The 5,639-nt window shown below is 57.4% G+C and carries 7 protein-coding genes; 6 read left to right on the forward strand and 1 reads right to left on the reverse strand.

What is annotated here, in order from left to right:
- The first annotated feature begins 255 nt into the window (after window positions 1-255).
- From AC2VLY_RS09150 to AC2VLY_RS09160, 3 genes are all read left to right on the forward strand, one after another.
- Complete coding sequence (locus AC2VLY_RS09150; RefSeq protein ID WP_024893203.1) at window positions 256-801, forward strand: hypothetical protein; 546 nt, start codon at window positions 256-258, stop codon at window positions 799-801.
- 1 nt (window position 802) lies between these two features.
- Window positions 803-1,540, forward strand: coding sequence for a response regulator (locus AC2VLY_RS09155; RefSeq protein ID WP_486922135.1), 738 nt, complete (start codon window positions 803-805; stop codon window positions 1,538-1,540).
- Between the two features lie 330 nt (window positions 1,541-1,870).
- The gene (locus AC2VLY_RS09160; protein ID WP_486891980.1) at window positions 1,871-3,142 is read left to right on the forward strand and encodes an ATP-binding protein; all 1,272 of its coding nucleotides are present in this window, start codon (window positions 1,871-1,873) and stop codon (window positions 3,140-3,142) included.
- Window positions 3,143-3,152: 10 nt separating this feature from the next.
- Here AC2VLY_RS09160 and AC2VLY_RS09165 read toward each other — a convergent pair whose 3' ends face one another.
- Window positions 3,153-3,488 carry a hypothetical protein gene (locus tag AC2VLY_RS09165; protein ID WP_193650368.1) on the reverse strand — a complete coding sequence of 112 codons (336 nt, stop codon included), beginning with the start codon at window positions 3,486-3,488 and terminating at the stop codon, window positions 3,153-3,155.
- Between the two features lie 174 nt (window positions 3,489-3,662).
- Between AC2VLY_RS09165 and argH the strand changes: the two genes are divergently transcribed.
- The 3 genes from argH to AC2VLY_RS09180 all read left to right on the forward strand — a co-directional run.
- Window positions 3,663-5,054 carry an argininosuccinate lyase gene (argH, locus tag AC2VLY_RS09170; RefSeq protein WP_486922136.1) on the forward strand — a complete coding sequence of 464 codons (1,392 nt, stop codon included), beginning with the start codon at window positions 3,663-3,665 and terminating at the stop codon, window positions 5,052-5,054.
- Window positions 5,051-5,233 (forward strand): LPS translocon maturation chaperone LptM, encoded by a 183-nt coding sequence (gene lptM / locus AC2VLY_RS09175; RefSeq protein ID WP_010639484.1) that lies wholly within the window; start codon window positions 5,051-5,053, stop codon window positions 5,231-5,233. Before argH ends, lptM begins: the two co-directional genes overlap by 4 nt.
- Window positions 5,230-5,639, forward strand: a 410-nt coding sequence (locus AC2VLY_RS09180) for a diaminopimelate decarboxylase family protein (RefSeq protein ID WP_486922137.1), incomplete at its 3' end; no start/stop codon positions are given. The genes lptM and AC2VLY_RS09180, both read left to right, overlap by 4 nt.

Raw genomic sequence — 5,639 nt, forward strand, 5'->3', positions numbered from 1 at the left:
CAAGACGCCAGTGACGGCGCTTAGCACTTTATGGGGCACGCTCAAGCTCCTCATTCGTGGAGCCTGCATTCTCCTGAAAAAGCGTCAGGGAGGGAAGTAGGTTTTTGTGCAAAATTGTTGCAAAGTGTGAATGGATTCGGTGCCTTATTCACAATTATTGACAATTTTTCGCTGGCAACAGAGGGGGCAAGCCGTTAACGTGTTTTCCACGGAAAGGGACGAACCTTTTCCCCCTGAGAGACGAGGAGCAATACAATGTCGAAACTGAAATATGCAGTATCCGGTTTGATGATTGCCGCATTCGGTATGACTGCTTTGCCGGCATTTGCCGAAGATGCACCCCCGCCGCCCATGGCCGGACATGGCCCCATGGAACCGGGGATGATGCATGGCCATCACGGACCCTGGCAGCATGGACCCATGCGTGGCCCCTGGATGCAGAATATGCCCGTTCCCATGTTGATGCCTATTGTCTGGCGACACGCGATTGACCTGAAATTGACCCCGGCACAGGAGAGTGATCTGAAAAATTGGCGGAATACCCAGCGTAAGGATTTTCCGGCCTGGCGTCAGGGCATGATGGCGCATAATAAGGCATTGCGCGATGCTCTCCTCAACGGTGAATCGGGGGCCGCACTGGCACCCCTGAAAGCGGCTGTGGTCAAGGATCATGAAATGATGCTGGATCGGGGTATTGCGCAGGTCCAGTACCTGCACAAAATCCTGACCCCGGTACAATGGCAGACCGTCGTGAAGATGGCGGAGCACAAGGGCCATCGTCCAGGACCCTGGGGTAAATAAAATGGCTGAGAACGGCAAGATACTGCTGGTCGATGATGATCCCAGAGTGCGGACCATGCTGGTCCGCTATTTGGAAGGGCAGGGTTTTGCCGTTCAGGCAGTGGGGTCCGGGGTACAGATGGACCGGCATCTGGAGCGGGAATATTACGATTTGCTGCTTCTGGATGTCATGATGCCCGGCGAAGATGGTTTCAGCATCTGTCGTCGCCTGCGTGCGCAGGAACCTCATCTGCCAATTATCATGCTCACGGCACGGGGCGACCTCAGTGACCGGGTAGAGGGGCTGGATGTGGGCGCCGATGATTATTTGCCCAAGCCTTTTGAACCCCGTGAACTGACGGCCCGTATTCGGGCGGTGTTGCGGCGTAGTCAGGAAATCCGGACGGTGGATCCGGCGCCTGGAGTCATAGAATTCGGCCCCTTTCGTCTGGCTCTGGATACGCGCAGCTTGTGGCGGGGAGCGGAAAAAATCTCCCTGACCGATAGCGAGTTTTCCATTTTACATGCCCTCGCCAGTCACGCCTGGCAACCCTTGTCCAGAGAGCGTCTGCTGGCCATGAGTCATGGGAATGAAGAAGTCACTGCGGGATCGCGGGGCGTCGATGTGTTTATTTCCCGGTTGCGGCGCATTGTCGAAACAGATCCGGGTGATCCGCGTTATATACAAACCGTGTGGGGACGCGGCTATGTGCTGGTGCCCGATGGTGGCAATGCTGCTGCGGAGCCGGATGAAACCTAGCACCCCCAGGTTAAACCTAAAAACGGCAGTTGCCGTGGGTGCTTTTTGCTCCGTTGTTCCTCGCCTGTTGTTCTAAGGCTCATCCTGCTGTCAGGAGAGAACTCGCCCTACGGGCTCAAACAGCTCTCCTGACGGGCGCTGGATTTCGCCAAGAACAACAACGGCTCGAAACAAAAGTCGCTGCAAAGCACCCACGGCAACTGCCGTTTTTAGGTTAAAGGGTTATTTTTGACGAGGGCATTTTGGGCAAGGTCGGGGCGGTGCTTCTCCGACATCGCGCTCGGTCGGTTCAGAATGTCCTCGTCAAAAAGCGCATTGGGGTGAAGGATTATGAAAAAAAATCAATTCTGGTGGCCGGATACTCTGTTTAACCGGATGTTTCTGATTATTGCCGGATTGCTCTTTCTGAGTCAGCTGGCAGTTTACTGGTTTTTTAATATTTATCAGGCTAATCCTCAGGCCGAGCATATGGCTCAGAATTGGGCGCAGGTTCTGACCCTCAGCGAAACCCTCAGCCCTGCCCAGCGGACCGCCATTCAGCCGATTTTGTCCCGGCAAGGTTTGCAGGTGTTGCCGGCCAGCGCGATGAGCGGGCGCAATCCCCGCATTCCTCCCTTGGTCAATGCCCTGCAGCAACTCCGGCAGATGGGCTGGCCGGACGCCCAGTTGCGTTTTGATCCGCGCTCCGGGACCTTGTGGTTGCAGACGCACCCCGGTGCGGCCCTGGCCCTGGCCATGCCGATGCCACGTCCGGCAGGCTTACCTCTGCCCTGGTTCAAGCTTGCCGCCATTCTGCTCTTGTCCTGGTTGGGCGCGTATTTGGTGGTACGCCAGGTTACCCGCCCCCTGACGCGTTTGATGCAGGGCGTAGATCGCTTGCGCAGCGGGGATACCCTAGGGGATTTGCCGGAAGCCGGGCCTGCGGATTTACGGCGTCTGGCGGAAAGATTCAATCAGACCCTGCGGGACCTGCAGCGTTTGTGGCGAGAGCGGGAAATGGTTCTGGTGGGAGTTTCCCATGATTTGCGGACGCCTCTGACGCGGATGCGTTTAAGCGCGGAGTTTCTGCCAGCTGAGGAAGAAGCCCGGCAGGAAATCATCGACAATATTCAGGAAATGGACAAAGTCATCCATCAGTTCATGGGGTATGCGCGTAGCGGCGAACGCGAGCTGCTGGTGGAAACCGATATCGGGAGCTGGTTGCAGCAACTGGTGCTGCGTCAGCAGGCTGAAGTGCGCTGGCATCCTGCGCCTGGTCCTTTGCCGAAATTGGCCATCCAGGAGGTCGGTTTGGCGCGCGCCCTGCAAAATCTGATTGATAATGCCCAGGTGCACGGCGGAGGAACCGTAGATATTTACGCCGAAAAAGTCGGCCAGCAGATGCTGATCCGGGTGCAGGATCATGGTCCGGGGATTGCCGAATCCCAGCTACAAAGTGTACGGGCCCCTTTCGCCCAGGCGGGTAAGGGCGGTGGGATTGGTCTGGGCCTGGCCATAGTCGAACGGGTCATGGCCTACCATAACGGTCAGTTGAATTTGTACAATGCCCCTGATGGCGGCCTGGTGGCCGAACTGGTCCTGCCCTTGCGTCAGCCTTACTGAACCGATCCGTTCAGGGTGTCGGCTTTTGCGCCGGGCACAACTTGCGGAGATTGGCTTCGGCGGCAGGGCTGAGATCGTGCCAGGCAATATTGCCGCATTTGCCACTGAGGGGGCCTTGCAGAGAGCCTTCCTGAGAAATGGTTTTTCCCACCGGAAAGTTGGCCACGGACACTGTAGACACTGTCGGTGCCGCGAGTTTTACGGCGGCGGCCGCTTCAGCTGCTTTTTGGGTCTGTCGGACCGATTGCTTATGCTGCCAAAAGAAAAAAGCCAAAACGGCGATCAGCAGCACAATAATGACCACGATCAGCCAGCGCCAGCTTTGGGATGATTGCTCTTGCTTCATTGCTTCGGTCCCTCCCGGTGTTCAGCAGACTAACTGTAGCAAGGCATCGGCTGTTTTGCCAAAGTTGCTGCAAAGCCCCCGGGCCAACTGCTGTTTTTAGCGGGAAGCATGGGGCAATGCTGGCGTAAGCGCTGGGGTTTTCGTTATAGTCGCGGGCAGAAAGGAGGTGCAGGCATGAGTGAAAAAATGTGGGGCGGGCGCTTCGCCGCAGCTACGGATAGTTTGGTGGAAGCCTTCACGGCATCCATTCAGGTAGACAGCCGGTTATATGCAGAGGATATCCGTGGTTCGCAAGCCCATGCCCGCATGTTGGGGCGGGTTGGCGTGCTGACCGCGAGCGAGGTGGAAGCCATTGTCGCCGGACTGCAGCAGGTGGAGCAGGAAATTGCCGAACAGCGCCTGCCCTTTGTCGACAGCCTCGAAGATATTCACATGCATGTTGAATCCCGTTTGACGGAAATCATCGGGGACGTGGGGAAGAAGCTGCACACGGGCCGTTCCCGCAATGATCAGGTGGCCACTGACCTGCGCCTCTATACCCGCTCCTGTGTGGATGATCTGGTCGCCGCTTTGCGCCATCTGCAGGAGGTATTTGTGGACCTGGCCGAGCGCGAGGTGGAAACCATCCTGCCCGGCCTGACCCATATGCAGGTGGCGCAGCCGGTCAGCTTCGGCCACCATTGCATGGCCTATGTTGAAATGTTTCAGCGCGATGCCCAGCGTCTCCAGGACGCCCGTAAACGGGTGAATGTGCTGCCTCTGGGTGCAGCGGCTCTGGCAGGTACCACTTTCCCGATTGATCGTTGGGATGTGGCACGACAACTGGGTTTTGATGCCGTCGCGGAAAACAGCCTGGACGCCGTTTCCGACCGGGATTTTGTCATGGAAGTGCTGGCTGATCTGGCCATGATTGCCGTCCATTTATCGCGTTTATCCGAAGAATTGATTTTGTGGATGTCCGCACCTTTTGGCTTCATTGATCTCCCGGACAGTTTTTGTACGGGTTCCAGCATCATGCCCCAGAAGAAAAATCCGGATGTGGCGGAAATCATTCGCGGCAAAAGCGGTCGGGTGGTCGGTGATCTGGTCGCCATGCTGGTGCTGATGAAGGGCCAGCCCCTGACTTACAATCGGGATAATCAGGAAGACAAGGAAACTTTTTTTGATGCGCTGGATCAGGTGCGGGCCAGCGTCGAAATCATGGGTCGCATGTTGCCGGGCCTGCAAACCCGCCCCGCAGTCATGCGCGCCCAGGCAGAACGCGGTTATGCCACGGCTACGGATCTGGCCGATTACCTGGTGCGTAAAGGTTTGCCTTTCCGTGATGCGCATGCGGTGGTGGGTAAAGCCGTGCGTCTCGCCCAGGACCGCAATATAGGCCTGGAAGCCATGCCCTTGCCTGACTTGCAGGCCCTGTCCCCGCTTATTACCGAAGAGGTTTATCAGGTGCTGACCCTGGAAGGTTCACTCGCGGCCCGTAATCATCTCGGCGGAACCGCCCCTGATCAGGTGCGGGCGGCCATCGCCCGTGCCCGTGCACGTCTTGCTGAGGAGCAATCTGCATGAAATCCCTGGCCGCTGTGGTCTTCGTCTGGGTGTTGGTCCTCGGTCTGGCGGGCTGTGGACGGAAGACGCCACTGAGCCTGCCGCCAGCTCCCCCGGCACATCCTGCCGCCAATACTGCTGTCGCGCCAGCACCAATCAGCCCGACCAGCAGTGCCACGGGGAGTGCTGCGCGGCCATGAATCCCTTCCATTACCATCAGGGAGACTTGTACTGCGAGGATTTATCTCTCGCCACCCTCGCCCGGCATTATGATACGCCCTGCTACGTGTATTCCGGGGCGGCGCTACGCGAACGCTACCATTCCTTCAGTAACGCACTGGGTGACGGCACGCAGGTGTGTTATGCCGTCAAGGCCAACAGCAATCTGGCGGTGCTGCGTTTATTTGCTGAAATGGGTGCCGGTTTTGACATTGTTTCGGGTGGAGAACTGGAACGGGTGCTGCGTGCCGGAGGTGCAGCGGAGAAAATCATTTTTTCGGGCGTAGGTAAGTCTGCCGATGAAATTCGTGCCGCCCTGTCTGCCGGCATTGCCTGTCTCAATGTGGAGTCTGCTGCAGAGTTGTGGCGAATTGCCGATATTGCTGC

It is taken from the genome of Acidithiobacillus sp. TH-A36, assembly GCF_057473445.1.

Bases quoted from the DNA above. Each gene is read 5' to 3' on its own strand.
- AC2VLY_RS09160 (WP_486891980.1), top strand. From the start codon at position 1,871: ATGAAAAAAAATCAATTCTGGTGGCCGGATACTCTGTTTAACCGGATG.
- argH (WP_486922136.1), top strand. From the start codon at position 3,663: ATGAGTGAAAAAATGTGGGGCGGGCGCTTCGCCGCAGCTACGGATAGT.
- AC2VLY_RS09155 (WP_486922135.1), top strand. From the start codon at position 803: ATGGCTGAGAACGGCAAGATACTGCTGGTCGATGATGATCCCAGAGTG.
- lptM (WP_010639484.1), top strand. From the start codon at position 5,051: ATGAAATCCCTGGCCGCTGTGGTCTTCGTCTGGGTGTTGGTCCTCGGT.
- AC2VLY_RS09165 (WP_193650368.1), bottom strand. From the start codon at position 3,488: ATGAAGCAAGAGCAATCATCCCAAAGCTGGCGCTGGCTGATCGTGGTC.
- AC2VLY_RS09150 (WP_024893203.1), top strand. From the start codon at position 256: ATGTCGAAACTGAAATATGCAGTATCCGGTTTGATGATTGCCGCATTC.